Here is a 22,786-nt window from a genome sequence, read left to right on the forward strand (position 1 = left end):
ATGCTCGGCAGCGGCGTTCCCGATAAAGCTTCAGCGCAGCACGGCTACGCTCTACAAAGGCCCGCTCACCCAGAACAGCAGATATCTCTCTCGCAGGCAATCCAGGAACAGAAAGGCAGCCTCTTGGCTGCCCTTCCAATCCACAACGCCGACAAACGCCATCAGCGCTCAGAATGATCCCGCCGCTTACTCCGCCAGCATCTTCTGAATCAACTCGCGCGCCGGCCCGGCCAGCTTCTCGTTCTCCAGCGCGAAGCGTACGGTCGCCTCGACCAGTCCAAGATGCGTGCCACAGTCAAACCGTGTGCCTTCAAAACGATACGCATCCACCTGCTCAGTCTTGAGCAGCTGCGCGATCGCATCAGTCAGCTGGATTTCGCCACCTGCACCTGTGCCAGTAGCTTCCAGCAATTCGAAGATCTTCGGGCTGAGCACGTAGCGGCCCACCACCGCCAGATCGCTGGGCGCGTCCTCAGGCTTGGGCTTCTCGACGATCTGGGTGATATGCCCTTTGCGACCATCGAACTTGTCGGTCGCAACGATGCCGTAGCTGCCGGTCTTGTCATGCGGGACGTCTTCCACCGCGATGACGCTGCCACCACTGACCTCACTCAGGTCAGCCATCTGCTTGAGCGCGCCTTCGCCGCGATTCCAGATCAGGTCATCCGGCAGCAGCACCGCAAACGGCTCGTCACCGACAATCGCCTTGGCACAAAGCACGGCGTGACCAAGCCCAAGCGCCTCGGCCTGGGTCACGAATACGGCACGCACGCCCTTGGGCAGCACGTGGCGGATCAGCTCCAACTGTTCCAGCTTGCCCGCGCGCTCGAGCTTCTGCTCCAGCTCGTAGGCCTTGTCGAAGTAGTCGGCCACCGCGTGCTTGTAGCGGTTGGTGATGAAGATCAGCGTATCGCAGCCCGCCTCGATCGCCTCATCCACTGCATACTGGATCAGCGGACGATCAATGATCGGCAGCATTTCCTTGGGCACCGTCTTGGTTGCCGGCAGGAATCGCGTTCCAAGCCCGGCGACGGGAAACACCGCTTTTTTAATTCGACCGTGCATCAATGACTTCTTCCAGCTTCTTTGGAGGAGGGAAACGGAACGATGTTGGCCGTTCCCGTCTGTGTTGCTGCGTCTTTGGCTGGCATGAATTCGGGAATGGTTGTCGCAAGGATAGTGCGCATCGCCTCGATGTCATAGGCCGCAACAGCCTTCCTGAGCGCCGTCACGTTGTTCAAGACCAGCTCGGGAGAGAACTCACGCACCCCGGCCGCCATTACCTTCGGGTGCGCCGTCGGCTGGCAGTTCTCGTCTGCATAGAACAATCTCTCATGCAGCTTTTCACCCGGACGCAAGCCGGTATAGATGATAGGAACATCGATTCCCGGCTGCTTACCCGCCAGCCGGATCATCTGTTCGGCAAGGTGACGGATGAGCACCGGCTCGCCCATGTCCAACATATAGATCGCGCCGCGTGAAGATGATGCCGCCGCTTGCAAAATCAACAGGCAAGCCTCCGGAATCGTCATGAAATAGCGCGTTACATCAGGGTGTGTGACGCTGATCGGACCGCCCTTGCTGATCTGTTCGCGAAACATCGGCACCACGCTCCCCACCGAACCCAGCACATTGCCGAAGCGGACCGTGACAAAACGGGTGTGCGTGCTGCGCCGATTCAAGCTCTGGCAGATCATCTCGGCGTAGCGTTTGGTTGCACCCAATGCATTGGCCGGATCAACCGCCTTGTCGGTGGAAATGAAGACGAAGTTCTCAACCCGCGACTCGATACAGGCGGTTGCGACACACTCGGTCGACAAGGTGTTGTTACGCACCGCTTCGCGCAACTGCGCCTCCAGCAGCGGCACCTGCTTGTAAGCCGCAGCATGGAACACGGTGTCCGGGTTGTAGGTGCGCAGCGCGTGACGGATAACGGCCGGATCACCGCAATCGCCCAGCACGCCATGCACCTCCAGATCTGGAAAGCTCCGGTTCAATTCCGCCTGGATGTTGATCATCAGCAATTCGCTGATCTCCAGGACCACGATGCGAGATACGCCGTGCCGCGCACATTGGCGACAAAGTTCCGAACCAATGGAGCCACCACCGCCGGTAACCAGAACAGTACGGCCGCGCAACCAGCTGCGCAGCAGTTCCCAATCCGGCAGGATGGGCTTGCGCCCCAGCAGGTCTTCGATGGCGACTTCTTTGAGCTGACCCGGCAGCGAGCTGCCTTCGAGAATATCGGTCAGGCGCGGAACCGTGCGGAACGGCAAGCCAGTGCTTTCGCAAAGCCCGACCACCCGCTGCATTCCAGCCGCATCAAGCGTTGGAATGGCGATCACCAGCAGCTTGGCACTTGTCTCCCTGGCAACCACCGCGACCTCGTCCAAGGTTCCGAGAATCGCCGCACCATGCAGCCAAGCACCTTGCAGGTGTGGCGAGTCATCCAGCAGGCCCACAGGCTCATAGACACCAGAACGACGTAAATCCTTGATAAGTGATTCGGCTGCCTGGCCAGCCCCGAGCACCAGCACGCGCCGTGCGCGCGCATCGGAATGCTGCGCCTGGTAATCCTTCCATGCACGGTAAAGCAGTCGAGGCCCACCCAGCATCGCGGACAACGCGAACGGATAGACCATCAACACAGAAATAGGAATGCCTTCCAGGCGGCGATAGGAGAACACCATCACTATCGCCAACAGCCCGATGAAACTGGCCTTGAAGATGTTGATCAGATCGGCAACCGACGCAAATCGCCACAGCCCCCGGTACAGCCCAACCTTCCAGAAGGCGACCGCCTGAATCGCAATGACTGCCGCAACATCAAGCGAAAACCACGGATGCACAGGACCTGCATCGAGCAAGGCAAAGCGCGCCATGAGCAGCAACTGCCAGCACAACCACACCATGACCAGGTCGTGCAGCATCACCGCGTAGCGCGGACCACCGCCTACAAAGCGATCGAACCAAGACGCCATAGAAAACTCTGTCCTTAATTAAGTGCCTTTGCACGCAGGAACACCCACACCAGTGCCGCAGCAACCAGCCAGGTAACGCCCCCTGCCCACCCCCAACCTAGGGGAAGCCTTGAAAATTGCGCTGCAAGTGTAAGCCCCACAACGCTGAAGAGCGAATATCCCAATGTAACGGCTGCGTGACTGTATTCACGTTTCACAAACCGTTGATAAATATGCTGAGTATGCGGCTGCATCCAATGCTCACCCTTCAGCATGCGTGACAACAACGTGAAACCCGAATCAGCCAGAAATGCCGCTGGCAGCATCAACCACAGTACCGGCGCGGTGTCGGTTACACCCAGCCCAAGCGCCAGCAGACCTGCCACCAGGTAGCCCAGCGCGCCACTGCCGACGTCACCCATGAAGATGCGAGCCCGCGGGAAGTTGAACGGCAAGAACCCCGCACAGCCAGCTGCCAGCACCAAGCCTGCCAGCGCATAGGGCGCAGGCAGCAACCAGGTCGAGCCCAGCCCGACCAGAATGGCTTGGGTAGTTGCCAAGCCATTGATGCCATCCATGAAGTTCCAGATGTTCACCAGCGACACGGCCAGCCCAAAACAGAACACCGCTTTCAGCAGGCTACCGGTACCCGACCACACCAAGGCCGCGAGCATCAGTCCGGCCAATAGATGGACACATAAACGCGGCAACGCGGGCAGTGAGCGGTGATCGTCCCACCAGCCAATCCCCGCCACCATCAACAGGCCCAACGCGAATACCAGCAGAACCAGCGCATGGTCCGGCAACAACAGCGCACCCAGCACACAGGCCAGCAGCTGCGAAACGACGATGCCGACACCACCGCCACGCGGGGTCGACTCGTTGTGACTGCGTCGCTCACCGGGCTGATCAATCAGCTGCTGCCAGCGCGCGTAGCGGATCGCCAGCCAGGTCACCACAGCCGCTGTAACCAATACCAGCAGCACCACCCAGTAATGCAGTTCCAGCACTCAGAGCACCGCGAAGTTCAATAGCGGCTTGACCGTGCCCCACTCCTTGCAGCTGGGGCATTGCCAGTGGTGCGTGCGCGCACCGAAACCACAGCGCGTGCAGCGATAGGCCGGGTTGCGGACCAGCAATTGATCAGTGATGTGCTTCAGATCCTGCAAGGTGGCGACCGGGTCGGCACCTTCGGCCAGGGTCAGGTCGATCAAGGCGGACTCACCACGTACCGACGGGCGATCCTTGAGCTGGCGCCCCAGGTAGGCACGCGCAGGCGCAGGCCCCTCCTGCTCTTCCATCAAGCGGGTCAGCGCCAATACCGGCGCGATGCCGCGATAGTGCTCGGTCATTTCAGCCAGGAACGCGCGTGCGCCAGCGAGATCACCGACATTGCGGTAGTTCTTCAACAGCTGCGGCAGGATCTCAGGCAGGTAGTCCGGATCATTGCGTGCAGCCCTTTCGAACGCACGTACCGCTGCTTCGTCATTGCCGAAATCGCTCTCCAGACGCCCTTCGATGATGCCAGCGCGCACACTCATCGCATCGGCGACATTGGCCCGATTGATCGCCGCACGTGCATCATCCAACCGCCCCGCCGCACGGTAGCGTTCGGCCAGCTCGCATTCGAACTGACCGATCAACTTGCCCATCGGTTCGTCGGTGACCGCTTCATAGCGGGTTGCGTTCTCGATGGCCTTCTCCCAATCACGCTCGGCCTGATAGATGCCGATCAGATGCTTCAAGGCCTGCGGGGCACGTTGATCGAGCTGCGCCAATTCGGTGAATACGGTTTCGGCACGATCCAGCAGGCCGGACTTCATATAGTCCTCGCCCAGCGCAAGCAATGCCTGCACACGCTGCGTGTCACTCAGATCGTTGCGATTGACCAGCCCTTGATGCAGGCGGATCGCACGGTCCACTTCGCCACGACGGCGGAACAAGTGACCCAAGGCCACCTGGGTTTCGAAGGTTTCCTTGTCCAGCTCTGCAATATGCAGGAACAACTCGATGGCCTTGTCCGGCTGCTCGTTGAGCAGATAGTTCAAACCACGGAAATAGGTACTGGAAAGACGAGTGACCTGATTCTCGCTGTGGCGCTGACCACTGCGGCGACCAATCACCCAGCCGGCAATCGCGGCAACTGGCAGGCACAGGAAAAACCAGAACCATTCACTGATGAAGTCCATCGTTGCTCAGCGTCCGTCAAAAGGAGAAGGCGTCTGCGCGGCAGGCGCAGCAGGCTCGGATGCCGTCACGGCGGCCGCTTTGTTGGCGCGGCGCAGCTTGGTGTACATCGGTACCACAAGGGCTGCCATCACCATGCCACCGCCTACCAGGGCGCCGAGCAACAGTGATGCAATGATTGCGATACCCGAGGTGGTTTTGAGCACCCAGAACGCAAGGCTGATTTCGATGGGCTGCGAGTTGAGCGAGCCGATCACCAGGCCACCTATCAACACCGCCAGCAGAATCACTAATCGAACGGTCTTCATGCGCCGGCTTACTCCTGTTACAAGAGCCCGTAGCTTACCGTTCAGCGGATGAAATGGCAGCAGTCAATCTGCTACGAGGCACTCAGGCAAGATTACTCAGGCAGGGTCGCTTTCCAGCGGGACCACCGAACTGACGCGCTCGCGCAGTTCCTTGCCAGGCTTGAAATGCGGCACATGCTTACCCGGCAGCGCAACCGACTCACCCGTCTTCGGGTTACGGCCCAGGCGCGGCGGGCGGTAATGCAGGGAAAAACTACCGAAACCGCGGATCTCGATGCGGTCACCGGAGGACAGCGCCCCTCCCATCATTTCCAGCAACGACTTCACCGCCAGATCGACATCATCAGCCTTCAGGTGCGCCTGATGGCGCGCGAGGATTTCGATCAATTCGGATTTGGTCATTGCGTACTCGTCAATGGCAGGGTCTTACCCTGAAACGGCCCGGACTGATGTCCGGGCCGCCAGGTCAAATCTACAACAGGAAGCCGATTACTCGGACTTGTTGCCGTTCAGCTGTGCACGCAGCAGTGCGCCCAGCTGGGTGGTGCCGCTGGATGCCGAAGAGGACTGGTATTCCTCCAGCACTTCGCGCATTTCGGCATCGTCCTTGGCCTTGATCGACAGCTGCAGGGTACGGCCCTTGCGGTCCATGCCCACGAACTTGGCTTCGACCTTGTCGCCGACCTTCAGGAACTGGGTCGCGTCGTCGACGCGCTCGTTGGCAACGTCACGTGCCGAAACGTAACCTTCGATGCCGTCAGCCAGCTCGATGGTTGCGCCCTTGGCATCAACTTCCTTGACAACGCCTTCGACCTTCGAACCCTTCGGGTTGGCAGCCATGTACTGACCGAACGGGTCCTGCTCAAGCTGCTTGACGCCCAGCGAGATGCGCTCGCGCTCCGGATCGACGGCCAGGACCACTGCGTCCAGGGTGTCGCCCTTCTTGAAGTTGCGAACCACGTCTTCGCCGGTGGTGTTCCAGCTGATGTCCGACAGGTGAACCAGGCCGTCGATGCCGCCGTCCAGACCGATGAAGATACCGAAATCGGTGATCGACTTGATCTGGCCGGAAACCTTGTCACCCTTCTTGAAGATGGCAGCGAAGGTTTCCCACGGGTTGGCAGCAACCTGCTTCATGCCCAGCGAGATACGACGACGCTCTTCATCAACGTCCAGCACCATCACTTCGACTTCATCACCAACCTGGACAACCTTGGACGGGTTGACGTTCTTGTTGGTCCAATCCATCTCGGAGACGTGCACCAGGCCTTCAACGCCCGGCTCGATCTCAACGAACGCGCCGTAATCGGTCACGTTGGAGACCTTGCCGAACACGCGGCTGTTGGCCGGGTAACGACGTGCGATGTTGTCCCACGGATCTTCGCCCAGCTGCTTCAGGCCCAGCGAAACGCGGTTGCGCTCGCGGTCGAACTTCAGCACGCGCACGTCCAGCTCGTCGCCGACGTTCACGACTTCGGACGGATGGCGCACGCGCTTCCATGCCATGTCGGTGATGTGCAGCAGGCCGTCGATACCGCCCAGGTCCACGAATGCGCCGTAATCGGTCAGGTTCTTGACGACACCCTTCAGGATTGCGCCTTCCTGCAGCTTGTCCATCAGCTGCTCGCGCTCTTCCGAGTGCTCGCTCTCGACAACTGCACGACGCGACACGACCACGTTGTTACGCTTGCGGTCCAGCTTGATGAGCTTGAATTCCAGCTCCTTGCCTTCCAGGTAGGCCGGGTCGCGCACGGGGCGCACATCGACCAGCGAACCGGGCAGGAATGCGCGGACATCCTTGATGTCCACGGTGAAACCACCCTTGACCTTGCCGCTGATGCGGCCGGTGATGGTTTCGTTCTTTTCCAACGCTTCTTCCAGCTCGTCCCACACCATGGCGCGCTTGGCTTTCTCGCGCGACAGGATGGTTTCGCCGAAGCCGTTTTCGATCGAGTCCAGTGCAACCTTTACCTGGTCGCCCACGCCCACGTCGATTTCACCAGCGTCGTTACGGAACTGTTCGATCGGCACGATGCCTTCGGACTTCAGGCCGGCGTTGATCACGACCACGTCGCCGCGGACTTCAACGACGGTACCGATAACGATGGCGCCGGGCTTCAGCTTGGCCAGATTGGCCTGACTGGCTTCAAACAGTTCTGCAAATGATTCGGTCATTAGATTTACTCAGTTGAACATATGGACAGCGGATCTGTTGCGAAAACCCGTACTGCCCAGCCTGTTGGACGACCCCATGGCAGCGGCCGAATGTGAATGAAAAAGCCCACCACGCACCATTGCGCAGCGGGTTGTTGCAACATCTTTGCTACGACTGCGATCGATCAACTGACCGCACTCAACGCTGCGAGGATCAGGCTTCCTTGGAAACCAGACCCAGCACCTTGGCAACGACGTCGTCGATGCCAATACCGCTGGTGTCGATGAGGATGGCGTCTTCGGCCGGCCTCAGGGGCGCCACTGCGCGCTGTGCATCACGGGCGTCGCGGGCCATGATCTCACGCAGGAGGTCTTCAAAGTTAACCGAAACCCCTTTTTCTTTCAACTGTTTATGGCGCCGCTCGGCCCGCTCCTCGGCGCTCGCAGTCAGAAAAACCTTGTATGGCGCGTCCGGGAAGATGACGGTACCCATATCGCGGCCATCGGCCACCAACCCGGGCAAAACCCTGAATGCGCGCTGGCGCTCCTTCAGCGCAGCCCGCACCTCCGGAATGGCTGCAATCGCTGAAGCCAGCGCACCCGTAGTCTCCAGGCGCAGCTCATCGGTGGCATCGGTACCATTGACCAGCACCCGCAGGCTCTCACCCTGCTCCACGAACTGCACCTTGGTGTCAAAGGTGCAGCGCACCAGCGCCGAGGCGTCGGAGGTATCGATATCGGCCCAGCTGGCGGCTACGCCCACTGCGCGGTACAGCGCACCGGAGTCCAGGTAATGCCAACCCAGCTGGCGGGCAACGATGCGGCTGACGGTACCCTTGCCAGCCCCGGAGGGGCCATCAATGGTAAGAACGGGGGGCAGCTGGCTCATTTAAAGGCCTGTCTGGAACGAGAATCGGGCTATTCTAACGCCCCGCACCCCCCTACCTGCACCCGCTTGCACGCAAGCACTTGAACTGGCGCAGAAATACCCGGTAGAATGGCGGGCTTGAACGGGCGTTATCCTGCATATCCGCGGCCACGCTCCTAAGATCTCCTTACCAGTATCCGCCGAGGTATGTCATGAAAGTTCTGTCCTCCCTGAAGTCGGCGAAGACCCGTCACCGTGATTGCAAAGTTGTGCGCCGTCGCGGCAAGATCTTCGTGATCTGCAAGTCGAACCCGCGCTTCAAGGCTCGCCAGCGCTGAGCCAACTGGCGCAAGCCAGCGCTCGATCCGCAAGGATCGGGCAACGCCAAAAAGCCGCCTCTGGGCGGCTTTTTGCGTACCGGGCCAAGCGCAGTGATGACGCATTGCTGAGTGCGCGCAGCAATACCGACGTAGGACTGCGCTTTCTTCGCCGTTTTTTGCTGTAATCGCACCCTGTCCTCTGGGGAGATGTGACCATGAAGCACGCATTCAAGATTTTGAGCCTGATCGCCGTACTGGCTACCGCACCGGCGGTGCACGCTGACACCTTGTTGATCGAACGCGCGCAGGAAAAGCCTGCCCAGGCCATTCCGGCACGCGGCCAGAGCATGGCCGAGGTGGAAGCCCGCTTCGGTGCACCCAGCGAACGCATGGACCCGCGCGGCGGCCAGAAGCGTCAATGGCCGACCATCAACCGCTGGGTCTACCCGGCGTTTACCGTGTACTTCGAAAAGCAGCGCGTGATCGACGTAGTGGCCCGCCAGGCCAGCCCGGATGAAATCGGGCCCAAGCCGCCGATCCGCTGAATCCTTTCCAGGCAGCAGGCCCTGGCCTACTGCTCCAATGCCCACCCGGGCCGAACGCATCCGAGAAGAATGAACGACACGCTCCGCTTTCCAGCCGAATGGGAAACCCAGTCCGGCGTATTGATCGCCTGGCCGAACGCCGACACCGACTGGGCCGAGCGCCTGGCAGAGGTTGAGGAAACCTACATCGCGCTGGTCAGCGCCATCACCCGCTACCAGCCAGTGCTGATCTGCGTGGCCGATGACGACATCGAGACCTATGCGGAAATGCGCCTGCGCTCGAACCGCGTGGACATGGAGCGCGTGCAGTTCGTCACCGCGCCTTACGACGACACCTGGCTGCGCGACTCCGGCCCGATCACCCTCAAGCGTGCCGACGGTAGCTTCCAGCTGCTGGATTTCCGCTTCACCGGCTGGGGCGGCAAGTTCGAAGCCAGTCTCGATGACCAGTTGGTCGGTGTACTCGACCAGGCGCAGGTATTCAACAACGCCCAGGTCCACAGCATTCCGTTCGCACTGGAAGGCGGCGCCATCGACACCGACGGTGCCGGCACCTTGCTGACCACCTGGAAGTGCCTGCACGAACGCCACCCGGAGCGCGACCGCGACTCGCTCAGCGCCGACATGGCCGCCTGGATGCAGCAGGACCGCGTGCTGTGGCTGGACCACGGCTACCTGGAAGGCGACGACACCGACGCCCATATCGACACCCTCGCCCGCTTTGCCTCGGTCGACAGCATCGTTTACCAGAACTGCGACGACCCACAGGACTCGCATTATGCCGAACTGCAGGCAATGGGTGCCGAACTGGCCGCCCTGCGCACCACCGGGGGCAAGCCTTACCGCCTGTTCCCGCTGCCGTGGGCCGAACCTGTTCTCGACCAAGGTCGCCGCCTGGCAGCCTCGTATGCCAACTTCCTGATCATCAACGGCGCGGTGCTGATGCCGGCCTATGGCGACGCTGCAGATGATATCGCGCGTGACGTACTGGCCCAGGCCTTCCCGGACCGCGAAATCGTACAGGTTCCCTGCCGCTCGCTGATCTGGCAGAACGGCAGCCTGCACTGCATCACCATGCAGCTGCCAGCCGGCCTGCTGAAAAACTAAGAGCAGCAACTGTAGTGCCGAGCCATGCTCGGCAGGGGCTTTACCAGCGAAAAGCCACCCTCACCCCAACCCCCGCTCCGCGCCCCGGCCTTTGCACTGGCGCAAAGGCGCTCGATCGACCGCGAACCAATGGTTCGCAAGCGGCCTATCTCCCCCCGCGAGCGGGAGAGGGGCTCAAAGCGTAGTGCCGAGCCATGCTCGGCAGGGGCTTTCCCGGCGAAAAGCAGCCCTCACCCCAACCCCTCTCCCGCCTGCGGGAGAGGGGCTCAAAGCGTAGAGCCGCGCCATGCTCGGCAGCCTTTCGACCAGCACCGTGCAATCCGGACCTGCTACGCACATGTTCAGCCGAGCATGGCTCGGCACTACCTGAAAAGCTTCCGCGAGCACGGATCTGCCTCGAGTGTGCCCTGCTGTTCTCTCCGTTCAGCCCAGACCGCATGGCCGGCGCGCATCCGCGTTAACATGCGCGTTTTCCCCCGCAGGATCGCAGCATGAACTCGCGCAGCCCTCTTACCGTCGCCTTGGTGCAGGAACAAAACCACGGTGATGCCGCCGCCAACCTGGCCGTGATCGACGCGCGCGTAGCCGAGGCTGCCGCGCAGGGCGCGAAACTGGTGCTGCTGCAGGAACTGCACAATGGCGCGTACTTCTGCCAGCACGAATCGGTGGACGAATTCGACCTGGCCGAGCCGATCCCCGGCCCCAGCACCGAGCACCTTGGCGCACTGGCCAAGAAGCATGGCGTGGTCATCGTGGGTTCGCTGTTCGAGCGCCGTGCCGCTGGCTTGTACCACAACACCGCCGTGGTCTTCGAAAAGGACGGCACCTTGCTGGGCAAGTACCGCAAGATGCACATCCCCGATGACCCGGGCTTCTACGAGAAGTTCTACTTCACCCCGGGCGACATCGGCTTCAAGCCGATCGAGACTTCGGTGGGTCGCCTCGGCGTGCTGGTCTGCTGGGACCAGTGGTATCCGGAAGCCGCCCGCCTGATGGCGCTGGCTGGTGCCGAACTACTGCTCTACCCGACCGCGATCGGCTGGGACCCGGACGACGTGCAGGACGAGAAAAACCGCCAGCGCGATGCCTGGGTGCTGAGCCACCGCGGCCATGCCGTCGCCAACGGCGTGCCGGTACTGAGCTGCAACCGCGTCGGCCACGAAGCCTCGCCGCTGGGCGCTTCCGGCATCAATTTCTGGGGCAACAGCCACGTGCTGGGCCCGCAGGGTGAGTTCATCGCCGAAGCCGGTACCGACCCAACCCTGCTGGTCTGCGAAGTCGACCTGCAGCGCAGCGAGCACGTGCGCCGGATCTGGCCGTTCCTGCGCGATCGCCGCATTGACGCTTACGGCGACCTGCTCAAGCGCTACATCGACTGACCGGACCCGACATGAGCCTGCAACTGCGCCCCGCAACACCTGCTGACATCCCGGCCATCACCGCGATCTACGCGGTGGAGGTGCGCGAGCTGGTCAACACCTACGAATACGAGGTGCCCAGCGCAGCGGACATGGCGCAGCGCATGCAGGACATCACTGCACGCGGCTTTCCCTACCTCGTCGCCACCATTGACGACGAGGTCGCCGGTTACGCCTATGCCAACAGCTACCGTGCCCGCATCGCCTATCAATGGACTGTGGAGAACTCGGTCTATGTCGATGGTCGCTTCCAGGGCCAAGGCGTTGGCAAGGCCTTGATGCAGGCACTGATCGACGAATGCACTGCGCGCGGTTACCGGCAGATGATCGCGGTGATCGGCGAACCGACCAATACCGCTTCGATCAAGCTGCACGAACGCTTTGGCTTCGAGCTGGTTGGCGTGTTCCGCGGCCTTGGCCGCAAGCATGGGCGTTGGCTGGACACGGTACAGATGCAACGCGCACTCGGCGACGGTGCCGACAGCGCCCCTTCCAATGAATGAAGCAATGACTGACACCTCTATTGAAACCGGCGGCGAACTGCTGGCCGGTCAGCCCGTGCGCGTGGTTGAGCGCGACGGCGTGCGTTACACCTTGCTGGGTACTGCCCATGTCTCTGCAGCCAGCGTACAGGCGGTTGAGCAGGCTATCGCCAGCGGTCAGTACGACGCGGTCGCGGTTGAGCTGGACCCGCAACGCCTGCAAGCACTGACCAACCCCAATGCCTTGGCCCAGTTGGATCTGGTCGAAGTGATCCGCAAGGGTCGCGTGGCATTGTTTGCCGCCAACCTCGCCCTGGCCGCCTATCAGCGTCGCCTTGCCGAGCAACTGGGCATTGAACCCGGTGCTGAGCTGAAGCGCGCGGTGGAACTGGCCAAGGCCAATGATCTGCCAGTACACCTGATCGATCGCGATGTCGGCCTCACTTTCCGCCGCGCCTCTCAGAGCCTGGGTTTCTTCGGAAAATTGAAACTGGTGATGGGTCTGGGCGCCGGCCTGTTCTCATCCGAGGATGTGGGCGAAGAAGAAATCGAGAAGCTCAAACAAGGTGACATGCTGGAGTCGAGCTTCGGCGAGTTTGCCAACGAAAGCCCGGCACTGTATCAAGCCATCATCGGCGAGCGCGACCGCTACATGGCCACGCGCCTGCGCGAAGAGCGCACCAGCGAGCAGCGCAATGTGCTGGCGGTTGTTGGCGCGGGTCACCTTGCAGGCCTGGCCCGCTATCTGGAAGCCGATACCGACGCCCCTGGCCCACTGCGCGAGCAGCTGGAGTCGGTGCCGAAGAAGCGCAACATCCCGTGGATCACGCTGGGCATTCTGGCCATCGTGCTGGGCGGGATTGGCTTTGGTTTCTGGAAGGGCGGCATGGGCATGGGTGCCGATATGCTACTGACCTGGGCGATGTTTACCGGCGGCTTGGCTGGTTTGGGCGCCCTGCTGGCGGCCAGCCATCCGCTGAGCATTCTGACCGCGATTGTTGTTGCGCCTTTCAAGCCTTTCCGTCTGAGCATTCCTACCGGTGCGTTTTCGGCGCTGGTGGAAACCCGGTTGCGCAAGCCGACCTATCAGGATTTCCTGCAACTGCGTGATGATGCGCAGAGCCTGAAAGGCTGGTACCGGAATCGCGTTACCCGCATCGTGCTGACTTTCATGCTGACCAATATCGGCAGCATGCTGGGGCTGTGGCTTACCGGTTTCAGTGTTTATGGGAAGTTGGCCGGGTGAGGCTTTGGCCTTGAGGCCTTGGCCTTGAGCTTTGGTTTAAAAACTGTAAGTGCTTTAAAAGCTTAGAAGCGCCCTCACCCCTACCCCTCTCCCGCATGCGGGAGAGGGGACTAGCTCTCATGCATTTTCTTTTGCTGCTGCATCGTCGGCTTCGGCAGCGGAAGCCTGATCGCCAGCTGTTGCTTTGGCTGTTGCTTCGGCCCTTGATCCAGCCTTTGCCTTGGCTGTCCCCTCTCCCGCATGCGGGAGGGGGGTAGGGGGGCGGGGAGCTCTTGCTTCAGCTGTTGCTATTGCCTTCGCTGCTTGCAGTCGCAGCAGCTACAGCCACCCTGCCCTCCAAGCAATCAGCCCTCTGCAACAGCCGCATGCTCTACCGGCGGCAAGCCGCGCGCACGCCGCACCAACCGCGCCGTGCCCGTGCGCAGATCATCCAGCAACGCATAGATGGTCGGCAGGAACAACAAACTCACCACCGTCGAGAACGCCAGACCGCCAGCAATCGCGCGTGCCATCGGGTAGTACGGCGGCATGCCATCAGCCGTGGTCGTGTTCAAGGCAATCGGCACCATCGCCAGGATCGCGGTACCCATCGTCATCATGATCGGCCGCAGACGCTCACGACTGCCTTCAATCAACGCTTCGGTACGCGATACACCACGTCGCCTCAGGTTGTTGATGTGCTCGATCATCACGATGCCGTTGTTCACCACCACGCCCATCAGCACCAGGATGCCGATCACCGCCATGATGTTCATCTCGGTGCCGGTCAGCCAGAACAGCCAGTACACGCCATAGATCGAGAACAGCACGCAGGACATGATCGCTGCCGGGAACAACAACGACTCGAACACCGCCGCCATGATCACCACCATCAAGATCAGGGCGATGAAGATCGCCGTCACCATCTGGTCCATGCCGTCGAAGTTGATGTTGAAGCCCGCACCGTTGAACGTATAGCCATAGCCAGGCGGGAACTGCACGCGATCCAAGGTCTCCTCGACGGACTTGCGCGCTTGGTCCATCGGCACGTCCTTGGCCAGGCCAGCCTCGATACGCAGCATGGTTTGCCGGTTCAAGCGTTGGATGGAGTTGGCCGCCGGATTGACGTTCACGTCCACCATCGCCAGCAGCGGAATCTCCTTGCCGCTGGAGCTGCGCACCATGAACGAGGACAAGTCCTCGATGCTGTAGTTCTCCGAGCCCGAGAAGCGCACGTTGACCGGAATCTCGACGTCATCGCGGTGAAAGTCACGCAGCGATGAGCCACGCAGCGCCATGCCCACGAACTGCGCCACCTGCTGGGCACTGAAGCCATACGACGCTGCACGTTCGCGGTTGACCCGCACCGCCAGCTCGGCATTGGCATCGCCCACGTCCACGCGCACATCGCGTAGCTTGGGGTTACGCGCCAGGATCGGCACGATGTCATCGGCCAGCTCGCGCAAGGTCTGGCTTGAGTCGCCGACCAGGCTGAAACGCAGGCCCTGCCCTTCGCTGCCCATGCCGCCCGGCCAGCCAATACCGATCTTGGCGCGCGCCGACTGTGGCAGCCCCTTGCGTACCTCTTCCTCGATCTTCTTGCTCTGCTCGCGGTCGTCGATGGTCAGGTACAGGCGCGTCTGCGCCCAGCCCTGCTCGGCAAAACGGCTGTAGACACGCTTGATCTTGAACTCGTCGCGGTTGGCGTTGACGAAGTCCTCGACCCGCTGCACCTCCTTGCCCATCTCTTCCTTGGAGTAGGAACCCTTCCACTGGTAGAAGATGTTGATCTCATCCGGATCGTTGTCGTCACCACCGCCGGTGGTCTGGGTCATCGGCCACACGCTGAGCACCGACACCAACACGATGCCAGCCACGCTCCAGCCGCGATTCTGCAAGGTCCAGCGCAGCAACCGCGCGTAACGCGCCTGCAAGCGGCTGATGAACGGTGACTTCAATGCCGGCGGCGTCTTCATCCGCGCCGACAGCATCGGAATCAGGCTCACCGCCACCAGCCACGAGGCCAGCAGCGAGAACGAGATGGTCAGCGCCAGCTGGGTCAGGTAGATGGTGATGATGTTCTTCTCGCCGAACATCATCGGCAGGAACACCACGCAGTGGCACAAGGTGCCGGCCGACAGCGCGATCGCCACATGGCGGGTACCGATGATGGATGCCATCTCCGGTTTGCCGGGGTATTTCTCGCGCTCCTGGTAGATGCTCTCCACCACCACCACGGCGTTGTCGACCAGCATGCCCACCGCCAGCAACAAGCCCATCATCGAGATGATGTTCAGGCTGATGCCGGTGAAGTACATGAAGCCCAAGGTCATGATGAAACAGATCGGGATCGCCATCGACACCATCAGCGTCGATGGCCAATGGCGCAGGAAGGCATACAGCACGATCACCGACAGCAACAGACCAATCGCACCGGCCTCGGCCAGCGCAAGCAGCGAACTGGTGACCGCCTTGCCGGAGTCCCAGGCAATCTCGATGTCGACGCCGCGCAGTGCCGGATCCTCGCCCAACAACGCGACTTCCTTGGTCACAGCGCGCGACAGGTCCACCAGGTTCGCCGAGCGCTCCTTGTAGATATCCACGCCCACGCTGGGCTTGCCTTCCATGCGCCGCACATAGCTCATGCGCTGCGGCTGCAGGCTGACCTCGGCGATGTCGGACAGGCGGGTACCGCGGTTGTTGACCGGCAGGTCACGCAGTTCCTGCACTTCCAGCAGCTCCCCCCTGGGTTGCACGCGCAGGCGGCGGCCGTCCTCGGTGATCTGTCCGGCCGATACCGCGAAGTTGGCCGCCTGCAGCTTCTGCACCAGATCATTCAGGGCAACGCCATGCGCGCTGATGCGGTCCTTGTCCAACGCGATCAGCACTTCCTGCTTGGCAACGCCTTCCACTTCAACACGGGCCACGCCGGGTAGACGCTCCAGGCGCTGCTTGATGGCACGCTCGATCATGTCAGCGCGCGCGGTCAGGTCCTCGGCACTGTTCAGGCGCAGGCTGATCGCTTCCTGGTCGCTGGTACTCCAGCGCTGCACGTAATAGCGGCGGAAGTCGTCCGGCAACTCGTCACGCACCGCGTCGATGCGCTCACGCGCTTCGGATGCGGCCATGGCGATGTCGCGGTTCCAATCGCTGAACTCGACCTGGATCTGCCCGCCTTCGGCGTTGGCGCGCGAGTTCATCGTCTTGATGCCGGGCATCGTGGCGATGGCCTCTTCAACCGGCCGCAGCAGGTTGCGCTCCACTTCTTCCGGGGTCGAACCCGGATACGGCAGTGCGATGAAGAAGAACGGGATCGATGCTTCCGGCTCCGACTCCAGCGGCAGCTTGAACGCAGCAATCAGGCCGATCACCACCATCGACACAAACAACATGATGGTGGTGACAGGGCGGCGGATGGACAGCTCGGTGATATTCATCCGCTCAATCCTTGATGCCGCCAATGGGGTCCTGCTCGTGGCTCAGCACCTGCTCGGCCTGGGCCATCGCCTGGCGTGCACGACGGCCGCGTTCGGCGTAGTACTCGTCCGGCTTGCGATCCAGCAAGTCGTACACCACCGGGATCACCAGCAAGGTCAGCAGGGTCGACACCAGCAGGCCACCGATCACCGTGATCGCCATCGGCGAGCGCACTTCGGCGCCTTCACCGAAGGCCAGAGCCAGCGGCAGGAAGCCGAATACCGCGCACAGCGTGGTCATCATGATCGGGCGCAGGCGCGAACGTGCGCCCTCAACCAAGGCCTCACGCTTGGCCACACCTTCCTCGCGCAGCTGGTTGACCTTGTCGATCAGGATGATGGCGTTCTTCACCACCAGACCGACCAATAGGATCAAGCCGATGAACACCACCACCGAGACCGGTGAACGCGCCAGCAGCAGGGCTGCAACCGCACCAACCAGGGCCAGCGGAATGGTGAACAGGATGACGAAAGGATGCAGCAGCGATTCGAACTGCGATGCCATCACCAGATAGACCAGGAACACCGCCAAGGCGAAGGCGAACAGCAGCGAGCGGATCGACTCACCCAGCTCCTGGCCCTGGCCACCGATATGCATGCCGACATCGGTGCCCAGCGGGTTCTTGGCGACCATGCTCTGCACTTCGGTGATGGCCTTGCCCAGGTCGATATCGCGCAGGTTGGCCGAGACGATGGCCACACGGCGCTGGTCGGCACGGTGGATTTCGCTTGGGCCGGTGGTGGCGATGACATCGGCCACCGAACCCAGCTCGATCGGCTTGGCACCGCTCGGATTGACGATCAGGCGACGGATGTCGTTGACCGAGGAACGCTCCGACTCCTGCACGCGCACCAGCACGTCGATCTTGCGATCGCGGAAGCTGTAGCGGGTAGCGACATTGCCCTTGACCTTGTTGACCACCGCATCGGCGATCTGGCGCGTGGTCAGGCCAAGTGCCGCGGCGCGGTCCTGGTCGAATACCACCTGGATTTCCGGGAAGCCCTGCTCCACCGTCGACTTGACGTCGGCATAGTGCGGGTTCTCGCGCAGCATGCCAGCCAAGCGATTGCCGGCGACGCGGATGTCTTCGAGATTATTGCCCTCGATTTCGATTTCCAGCGGCGGCGACAGCGCGAACAGTTCCGGGCGGGCGAAATCCACCTGCGCTGACGGCCAGGCCTTCATGGTCTCGCGCAGTTTTTCGGTCAGTGCCGGCTCCAGTTTGGTGTCATTCATCACCACCGACAGCTTGCCGATGTTCTCGCCGCTCTCGGTCGGGCTGGCATCCAGTCGCGTACCGGTACCGGAGACGCCATACAGCAGGCGCACGCCTTCTTCGCCGGCATGCTTGCGCTGCACTTCGCGCACCAATGCATCGGTCTGCGCCAGCGGCGTGCCCGGCGGCAGCTTGGCAGTCATCTCGAAGCGATCCTGGGCCAACTGCGGCAGCAGGTCCACGCCCAGCAACGGCAGCGCAGCCAGGGTCAGGCCAAAGGCCAGGGTCGCGAAACCCAGAATCGGCCATGGGCGCTTCAATGCCGCCGGCAGCGCGCGCAGATAACCAGCTTCCGCGCGGCCATACGGCGCCATTGCCAGGTCGCTGGCCTTGCGCATCACCGGGCCGACTACTGCAGAAATGCCACGGAAGATCCGCACCACGCTCCAGGCCAGGAAGTAGAAGCCATAGCGGAACATCGCGCCGATGCCACGGCCTGCATAGGCAGCCGGCTTCTTCCAACGACTCTCGGGACGCCACGGCTCGCGCGGGTCTTCGGCCGGGAACTCCAACGGCGGACGGCCCTTCAGCGCGCTCAGCATCGGAATCAAGGTCATCGACACCACCAGCGACACCGCGATGGCGATCGACACGGTCAAGGCCTGGTCGCGGAACAACTGGCCGGCGATGCCTTCGACAAACACCAGCGGCAGAAACACCGCGATCGTGGTCAGGGTCGATGCAACCACCGCCATGAACACTTCACGGGTGCCCTTGATCGCTGCTTCCAGAATGCCCATGCCACGCTCACGCGCCTTGGCAATCGATTCCAGTACCACGATCGAGTCATCCACCACCAGACCGGTGGCCAGCGCCAAGCCGCCCAGCGACATCACGTTCAAGCTCAGGCCGAGCTGGCCCATGAAGAAGAACGTGGCGATGATCGAGATCGGCAGCGACAGCGAGATCACGAAGGTGCTCCAGCCATCACGCAGGAACAGGAAGATGATCAGCACCGACAGCAGGCCGCCGATCACCGCATCGATCTTGACGTCCTTGATGGCGTGGCGGATGAAGACCGACTGGTCCTCGACCGTCGTCATCTCAATGTCCTTGGGCATTTCCTTGCGGATCTGCTCCAACTTCGCTTCCAGCGCATCGGCAGTGGAAACGGTGTTGGCGTCGCCTTCTTTGTAGACAGCGAGTTCGACCGCTTCATGGCCGGCAGCGCGGATCACCGCTTCGCGCTCCTTGTAGCCCTGGCGCACTTCGGCCACGTCCTTCAAGCGCACGCTGGGCGCACTGCTGCTGCCATCGCTGCGCATCGCCGCAATCACGTTGGGATCGCTGCTGCCGAGGATGGCCGACATCAGCTGGCGGTTCTCACCGGTAGAGCTGGCGGTGCTGGAGCCACTGGCGGTGGTCAGCAACATCTCGCGCATCTGTTCGACCGTGGCGAACTGGTTGACGGTACGCACCAGGTAACGCTGCGAACCTTCTTCCAGACGACCGCCGGACAGGTTCACGTTCTCCTGCTGCAGACGCTGGATCACCGTGTCCAGTGACAGACCGAGCGCGGCCAGCTTGCGCTGGTCGATATCGACCTGGATCTCGTCTTCCAGACCACCGCCGACCTTGACCGCAGCCACACCGCTGACCGGCTCGAGCTTGCGTTTGAGGTCCTCATCGGCATAGCGACGCAGCTCCATCAGGCGACGCACGGCATCGGCGTCGTTGCCGGCTTCCTGCTTGGACGACAGCGCCAGCCGCATGATCGGCTGGGTCGAGGGATTGAAGCGCAGCAGTACCGGCGGCTTGGCCTCCAGCGGCAGCTGCAGCGTCTCCATCTTGTCGCGCACGTCCAGCCCGGCCTGCTGCATGTCCGTGCCCCAGGCGAACTCCAGCACCACGTCGCTCTGACCGGTGCGCGAAATAGACTTGAGCTTGCGCAGACCCTTGACGATGCCCAGCGCCTCTTCGGCCGGCTGCGAAATCAGGGTTTCCACCTCGGCCGGTGCCGCACCTTCGTAATCGGTACGCACGGTCAGGGTGGGATAACTCAGGTCCGGCAGCAGTTCGACCTTCAGGCTGGACAGCGAGATCAGGCCAAACAACACCAGGGTCAGCGTCATCATCGCGATGGTGACGCGGCGGCGGGTGGCGAACTCGATCAGATCGAAGCCACCGCCGGAAGCCGACGGTCCGTGGTCACTCATTGCTTGGTCGCCTGTGCGGCTGCCGGCGCCTTGGCCGCCGCTGCGACCGCCTTCTCCTTGCCGATCACCTGCACCGCACTGCCTTCGCGCAATGCAGCCTTGCCGGCGATGACGACTTCATCCCCCTGCTTCAATCCGTTGCGCACCTCGATGAAGCCGGCATCGTCGTAACCCAGGGCCAATTCGGTACGCACGGCCTTGCCGTCACGCACCACATAGACTGCCGGCTTGCCACCGTCTTCCAACAGCGCGGTGCGCGGCACCACCAACGCATCGGCGCGCTGGTCATAGTTGATGCTCAGGCGACCGAACATACCTGCCTGCAATGCATCTTCGCCGGTGAACGTAGTCACCACACGGAAGGTACCGGTGCCGTTGTCGACCACCGGCGCAACGCGATCCACCGTACCGGTGAACGGCTTGCCCGGCAGCGCGTCTACCTGCAGCGACACCGCCTGGCCCGGCTTGAGCTTGGCGATCTCACGCTCGGGCACATTGAGGGTTGCTTCCAACTGCGCGCTGTCGACGATGCGGATGATCGGCGAGTTGATCTGCACAAAGTTGCCCGGCTTGATGTCGCGCGAGGCGACCACGCCGCTGATTGGCGCAACCACCGTCGTGTAGGACAACTCCAGCGTCGCCATCCGGTACATCGCCCGTGCGTTTTCCAGGTCATAGCGCAACTGGTCCACGTCAGCGGCGCTGACCAGCTGTTGCTGCACCAGTTTCTCGGCGCGGTGATAGCTGTTCTCCAGCTTGCGCATCTGCGCCTCGCTCTGCGCAACGCTCAAGCGGGCTCGGTCCGGGTCCAGCCGTACCAGCGGCTGGCCAGCGCGCACCAGTTGGCCTTCTTCGACCAGCACCGCCAGCGCCACGCCGGAGGTCTTTGCGACCACCTGCGATTCAGCGCGCGGCTCCAACGCCGCAGTACCGGTATAGCTGGCGGCGATGGCACGGCGCTCGGCCTTGGCCACTTCCACCGGCACGGCGTCGCTGGCCTTCTGCTCATCCGGCGTCTTGGCCTTGGCTTCCTCGCCACCGGCTTTGCAACCGCCGAGCAACAGGGAAGTGGTGATCAGGAGTGCAGCAGCGCAGCTTCCGGTGCGGGCGTGCAGAGTGAAAAGTCGCGACATCGTCTTGTCCCTGGGGATGCGTAGGCAGGTGTTGTAGCAAAGTATTGCACCACCCCACACCAACACCATGCCCCGAAAGTCATGGGTACCTGCACCTTTGATTCCGCCTACCGCATTGCAGCATCCAAGTGCCTGTTCCGAACGGGTAAATACGCGGGCTATACTCGGTCCGTTCCGTATCCCACGGCGGAACCCCAGACCCGCTCACCGGATAAGGAAACCATGCGCTCGCAGCCGCTCGCCGCTTGTTTCGCTCTGGCTTTTGCCCTGACCTTCGGGGCCGCCCAAGCTGATCCGCAGTCTGCTACACCCGCCGTCGCCCCCGCCACTACTGCCTCCGCCGTCACATCGGCGCCGGCCGGCACTGGCAATGCCGCTACCGGCCGGACTCTGGCCTATACCTGCCAGGGCTGCCACGGCATCACCGGCTACAAGAACGCCTACCCCAGCTACCGTGTGCCGAAGATCGGTGGGCAGTCGCCGCAATACCTGACCCAGGCGCTGACCGAATACCGCGAAGGCAAACGCAAGCATCCAACGATGCAGGCGCAATCGATGAGTTTCAGCCCGCAGGACATTGCTGATCTCTCCGCCTACCTGTCCACCCTCAAATAAGCGCCGACCATGACGAAAGCCACGCACGCAATGCGTTTGTCCATCGCCCTGTTCGCCGCCATGGGTCTGGCTGCCTGCACGCAGTCGGAAGTCGAGTCCAGCGGCAAATCCGCGGCCGACCCCGGCCATGCCAGCGGTGAACACGGATCCAGTTCCTCCGCCGGCTTGCCTGCCGGCCGCATCGCCGCCGGTGAGCACCTGGCCGCTGCCAAGGGCAAGGCCACCGGGCAGAGTTGCATCGACTGCCACGGCGCCGACGGCAACAACCCGATCGATCCGACCTATCCCAAACTCGGTGGCCAATACGGCGACTACCTCGCCCACGCGCTGCAGGCCTACCGAGCAAGCACCCGCGACCATATGCTGATGACGCCGCAGGCGCAGAACCTGAGCGATCAGGACATCGCCGACCTGGCCGCCTACTTCGGCTCGCGTCCCAGCCAGTTGCGCGACCTGCACGGCGTCGATTGACGGCAGCTGTCGCAGCACCGCTGCTTGAACCAACAAAGCCGTCCTTGGGCGGCTTTGTTGTTTATTGGTCAACTCACGCTGCGT

General features: G+C 62.0%; 19 protein-coding genes. 8 read left to right on the top strand and 11 right to left on the bottom strand.

Annotated elements, in window-relative coordinates:
• Positions 1 to 186: 186 nt before the first annotated feature.
• The 8 genes from galU to cmk form a co-directional block, all read right to left on the bottom strand.
• Positions 187 to 1,065, bottom strand: coding sequence for a UTP--glucose-1-phosphate uridylyltransferase GalU (gene galU, locus ACVOK8_RS01315; RefSeq protein ID WP_481565224.1), 879 nt, complete (start codon positions 1,063 to 1,065; stop codon positions 187 to 189).
• The gene (locus ACVOK8_RS01320) at positions 1,065 to 2,981 is read right to left on the bottom strand and encodes a polysaccharide biosynthesis protein (RefSeq protein WP_481565225.1); all 1,917 of its coding nucleotides are present in this window, start codon (positions 2,979 to 2,981) and stop codon (positions 1,065 to 1,067) included. The genes galU and ACVOK8_RS01320 overlap by 1 nt, the downstream gene beginning before the upstream one ends.
• Before the next feature lie 14 nt (positions 2,982 to 2,995).
• Positions 2,996 to 3,970: an MraY family glycosyltransferase gene (locus ACVOK8_RS01325; RefSeq protein ID WP_481565226.1), complete on the bottom strand. Its 975-nt coding sequence runs from the start codon at positions 3,968 to 3,970 to the stop codon at positions 2,996 to 2,998.
• Positions 3,971 to 5,149: a lipopolysaccharide assembly protein LapB gene (gene lapB, locus ACVOK8_RS01330; protein ID WP_481508284.1), complete on the bottom strand. Its 1,179-nt coding sequence runs from the start codon at positions 5,147 to 5,149 to the stop codon at positions 3,971 to 3,973.
• Between the two features lie 6 nt (positions 5,150 to 5,155).
• The gene (locus ACVOK8_RS01335) at positions 5,156 to 5,455 is read right to left on the bottom strand and encodes a lipopolysaccharide assembly protein LapA domain-containing protein (protein WP_481534974.1); all 300 of its coding nucleotides are present in this window, start codon (positions 5,453 to 5,455) and stop codon (positions 5,156 to 5,158) included.
• A gap of 96 nt (positions 5,456 to 5,551) precedes the next feature.
• Positions 5,552 to 5,857: an integration host factor subunit beta gene (locus ACVOK8_RS01340; RefSeq protein WP_057628209.1), complete on the bottom strand. Its 306-nt coding sequence runs from the start codon at positions 5,855 to 5,857 to the stop codon at positions 5,552 to 5,554.
• Between the two features lie 87 nt (positions 5,858 to 5,944).
• Entirely contained in the window at positions 5,945 to 7,630 is a 1,686-nt protein-coding gene (rpsA, locus tag ACVOK8_RS01345; RefSeq protein WP_481508286.1) for a 30S ribosomal protein S1, read from the bottom strand.
• 193 nt (positions 7,631 to 7,823) lie between these two features.
• Entirely contained in the window at positions 7,824 to 8,498 is a 675-nt protein-coding gene (gene cmk / locus ACVOK8_RS01350; RefSeq protein WP_481565227.1) for a (d)CMP kinase, read from the bottom strand.
• A 191-nt stretch (positions 8,499 to 8,689) separates the two neighbouring features.
• Here cmk and ykgO point away from each other — a divergent pair, with 191 nt between their 5' ends.
• From ykgO to ACVOK8_RS01380, 6 genes are all read left to right on the top strand, one after another.
• Entirely contained in the window at positions 8,690 to 8,815 is a 126-nt protein-coding gene (gene ykgO, locus ACVOK8_RS01355; RefSeq protein ID WP_057628212.1) for a type B 50S ribosomal protein L36, read from the top strand.
• Between the two features lie 197 nt (positions 8,816 to 9,012).
• Positions 9,013 to 9,342 (top strand): hypothetical protein, encoded by a 330-nt coding sequence (locus tag ACVOK8_RS01360; protein ID WP_481546213.1) that lies wholly within the window; start codon positions 9,013 to 9,015, stop codon positions 9,340 to 9,342.
• Positions 9,343 to 9,411: 69 nt separating this feature from the next.
• Positions 9,412 to 10,449 carry an agmatine deiminase family protein gene (locus tag ACVOK8_RS01365; RefSeq protein ID WP_481565228.1) on the top strand — a complete coding sequence of 346 codons (1,038 nt, stop codon included), beginning with the start codon at positions 9,412 to 9,414 and terminating at the stop codon, positions 10,447 to 10,449.
• A 491-nt stretch (positions 10,450 to 10,940) separates the two neighbouring features.
• On the top strand, positions 10,941 to 11,828 hold the full coding sequence (locus tag ACVOK8_RS01370; RefSeq protein ID WP_481565229.1) for a carbon-nitrogen hydrolase: 888 nt from the start codon (positions 10,941 to 10,943) through the stop codon (positions 11,826 to 11,828).
• An 11-nt stretch (positions 11,829 to 11,839) separates the two neighbouring features.
• Positions 11,840 to 12,370 (top strand): N-acetyltransferase family protein, encoded by a 531-nt coding sequence (locus ACVOK8_RS01375; protein ID WP_481565230.1) that lies wholly within the window; start codon positions 11,840 to 11,842, stop codon positions 12,368 to 12,370.
• Entirely contained in the window at positions 12,363 to 13,595 is a 1,233-nt protein-coding gene (locus tag ACVOK8_RS01380; protein ID WP_481565231.1) for a TraB/GumN family protein, read from the top strand. The genes ACVOK8_RS01375 and ACVOK8_RS01380 overlap by 8 nt, the downstream gene beginning before the upstream one ends.
• A gap of 344 nt (positions 13,596 to 13,939) precedes the next feature.
• Here the strand turns inward: ACVOK8_RS01380 and ACVOK8_RS01385 are convergent, their stop codons facing one another.
• The 3 genes from ACVOK8_RS01385 to ACVOK8_RS01395 are packed head-to-tail and all read right to left on the bottom strand — an operon-like array spanning position 13,940 to position 21,616.
• The gene (locus ACVOK8_RS01385; protein WP_481565232.1) at positions 13,940 to 17,011 is read right to left on the bottom strand and encodes an efflux RND transporter permease subunit; all 3,072 of its coding nucleotides are present in this window, start codon (positions 17,009 to 17,011) and stop codon (positions 13,940 to 13,942) included.
• A gap of 4 nt (positions 17,012 to 17,015) precedes the next feature.
• Complete coding sequence (locus tag ACVOK8_RS01390; RefSeq protein ID WP_481565233.1) at positions 17,016 to 20,483, bottom strand: efflux RND transporter permease subunit; 3,468 nt, start codon at positions 20,481 to 20,483, stop codon at positions 17,016 to 17,018.
• The gene (locus tag ACVOK8_RS01395) at positions 20,480 to 21,616 is read right to left on the bottom strand and encodes an efflux RND transporter periplasmic adaptor subunit (protein ID WP_481565234.1); all 1,137 of its coding nucleotides are present in this window, start codon (positions 21,614 to 21,616) and stop codon (positions 20,480 to 20,482) included. The genes ACVOK8_RS01390 and ACVOK8_RS01395 overlap by 4 nt, the downstream gene beginning before the upstream one ends.
• 222 nt (positions 21,617 to 21,838) lie before the next feature.
• Here ACVOK8_RS01395 and ACVOK8_RS01400 point away from each other — a divergent pair, with 222 nt between their 5' ends.
• Together ACVOK8_RS01400 and ACVOK8_RS01405 are read left to right on the top strand one after the other, a co-directional pair.
• Entirely contained in the window at positions 21,839 to 22,231 is a 393-nt protein-coding gene (locus ACVOK8_RS01400) for a c-type cytochrome (protein WP_481565235.1), read from the top strand.
• Positions 22,232 to 22,240: 9 nt separating this feature from the next.
• Complete coding sequence (locus ACVOK8_RS01405) at positions 22,241 to 22,702, top strand: c-type cytochrome (protein ID WP_481565236.1); 462 nt, start codon at positions 22,241 to 22,243, stop codon at positions 22,700 to 22,702.
• Positions 22,703 to 22,786 lie beyond the last annotated feature (84 nt).

The sequence above is a fragment of the Stenotrophomonas sp. STEN083 genome (genome assembly GCF_056759195.1).